This window comes from Bacillus sp. AR4-2, from assembly GCF_008274865.1.
In the GTDB taxonomy this organism is placed as follows: domain Bacteria; phylum Bacillota; class Bacilli; order Bacillales; family Bacillaceae_G; genus Bacillus_A; species Bacillus_A cereus.
Genome location: NZ_CP031062.1, coordinates 267,501 through 270,000, shown reverse-complemented (window position 1 = coordinate 270,000; position 2,500 = coordinate 267,501). Strand labels below are relative to the sequence as shown.

The window sequence follows — 2,500 nt, the reverse complement described above, 5'->3', positions numbered from 1 at the left end:
CTATAGTAATTATACTTATCTTTTTCATATTATCTCCTTTTCTAACTTAAATCTTCTTATATTAAAGTACATCAAAAACAACTGTACTATTTTAACACACTGATGAATCCTATCTTTAAGAAATAAAATAGAAAATCTTAAATTACATATAAAAAATCACGAAAGAAATTGAATAAAACTTATATAGCTACGTACTCAAAAACCTTTTTAAAAAGCGAGAAGCACTTCAAAATATTTAGCTTTAAAAAGAAGTTATAAAACACAAAAAAGACGAGTCATTCTGACTCGTCTTAAAGTTGCTTGGCGACGTCCTACTCTCACAGGGACAAGGTCCCAACTACCATCGGCGCTAGAGAGCTTAACTTCCGTGTTCGGTATGGGAACGGGTGTGACCTCTCTGCCATCATCACCAAACTATGAAGGCATATTCCTTCAAAACTAGATAACATTTGCTACATATTATATGGTTAAGTCCTCGATCTATTAGTATTCGTCAGCTCCACATGTCACCATGCTTCCACCTCGAACCTATCAACCTGATCATCTTTCAGGGATCTTACTAGCTTACGCTATGGGAAATCTCATCTTGAGGGGGGCTTCATGCTTAGATGCTTTCAGCACTTATCCCTTCCGCACATAGCTACCCAGCTATGCCCTTGGCAGAACAACTGGTACACCAGCGGTGCGTCCATCCCGGTCCTCTCGTACTAAGGACAGCTCCTCTCAAATTTCCTACGCCCACGACGGATAGGGACCGAACTGTCTCACGACGTTCTGAACCCAGCTCGCGTACCGCTTTAATGGGCGAACAGCCCAACCCTTGGGACCGACTACAGCCCCAGGATGCGATGAGCCGACATCGAGGTGCCAAACCTCCCCGTCGATGTGGACTCTTGGGGGAGATAAGCCTGTTATCCCCGGGGTAGCTTTTATCCGTTGAGCGATGGCCCTTCCATGCGGAACCACCGGATCACTAAGCCCGACTTTCGTCCCTGCTCGACTTGTAGGTCTCGCAGTCAAGCTCCCTTATGCCTTTGCACTCTACGAATGATTTCCAACCATTCTGAGGGAACCTTTGGGCGCCTCCGTTACACTTTAGGAGGCGACCGCCCCAGTCAAACTGCCCACCTGACACTGTCTCCCGGGTCGATAAGACCCGTAGGTTAGAATTTCAATACAGTCAGGGCGGTATCCCACCAGCGCCTCCACCGAAGCTAGCGCTCCGGTTTCAATGGCTCCCGCCTATCCTGTACAAACTGTACCAAAATTCAATATCAGGCTACAGTAAAGCTCCACGGGGTCTTTCCGTCCTGTCGCGGGTAACCTGCATCTTCACAGGTACTATAATTTCACCGAGTCTCTGGTTGAGACAGTGCCCAAATCGTTACACCTTTCGTGCGGGTCGGAACTTACCCGACAAGGAATTTCGCTACCTTAGGACCGTTATAGTTACGGCCGCCGTTTACTGGGGCTTCAGTTCAGAGCTTCGCTTACGCTAACCCCTCTCCTTAACCTTCCAGCACCGGGCAGGTGTCACCCCCTATACTTCGCCTTACGGCTTCGCAGAGAGCTGTGTTTTTGCTAAACAGTCGCTTGGGCCTATTCACTGCGGCTTTCCGTTAAGAAAGCACCCCTTCTCCCGAAGTTACGGGGTCATTTTGCCGAGTTCCTTAACCAGAGTTCTCTCGCACACCTTAGGATTCTCTCCTCGCCTACCTGTGTCGGTTTGCGGTACAGGCACCTTTTATCTCGCTAGAAGCTTTTCTTGGCAGCGGGGAATCAAAGACTTCGCTCCATAAGGAGCTTCCCCATCACAGCTCAGCCTTCACGATAAGCGGATTTGCCTACTTATCAGCCTAACTGCTTGGACGTGCACAACCAATCGCACGCTTCTTCTATCCTTCTGCGTCCCTCCATTGCTCAAACGATAAAGAGGTGGTACAGGAATATCAACCTGTTGTCCATCGCCTACGCCTGTCGGCCTCGGCTTAGGTCCTGACTAACCCTGAGCGGACGAGCCTTCCTCAGGAAACCTTAGGCATTCGGTGGACGGGATTCTCACCCGTCTTTCGCTACTCATACCGGCATTCTCACTTCTAAGCACTCCACCAGTCCTTACGGTCTGACTTCACTGTCCTTAGAACGCTCCCCTACCACTGATACCATTGGTATCAATCCGCAGCTTCGGTGGTGTATTTAGCCCCGGTACATTTTCGGCGCAGAGTCACTCGACTAGTGAGCTATTACGCACTCTTTAAATGGTGGCTGCTTCTAAGCCAACATCCTAGTTGTCTAAGCAACTCCACATCCTTTTCCACTTAATACACACTTTGGGACCTTAGCTGGCGGTCTGGGCTGTTTCCCTTTTGACTACGGATCTTATCACTCGCAGTCTGACTCCTAAGGATAAGTCATTGGCATTCGGAGTTTGACTGAATTCGGTAATCCGATGAGGACCCCTAGTCCAATCAGTGCTCTACCTCCAAGACTCTTACACTTA

Annotated in this window: 1 protein-coding gene and 2 rRNA genes (2 of these 3 only partly in view); all 3 read right to left on the bottom strand. The window is 48.4% G+C overall.

The window, feature by feature from the left end; translation table 11 throughout:
* Window positions 1-28: the 5' end (the start) of an alpha/beta hydrolase gene (locus DN399_RS01560; protein WP_033692091.1), read on the bottom strand. The gene continues 932 nt to the left of window position 1, outside the view; the window shows 28 of its 960 coding nt (coding positions 1-28); it begins with the start codon at window positions 26-28; its stop codon lies beyond the left edge, outside the window.
* Between the two features lie 270 nt (window positions 29-298).
* A 5S ribosomal RNA gene (gene rrf / locus DN399_RS01555) occupies window positions 299-414 on the bottom strand.
* Between the two features lie 49 nt (window positions 415-463).
* Window positions 464-2,500 (bottom strand): 23S ribosomal RNA (locus DN399_RS01550); it runs 885 nt beyond the window's last position.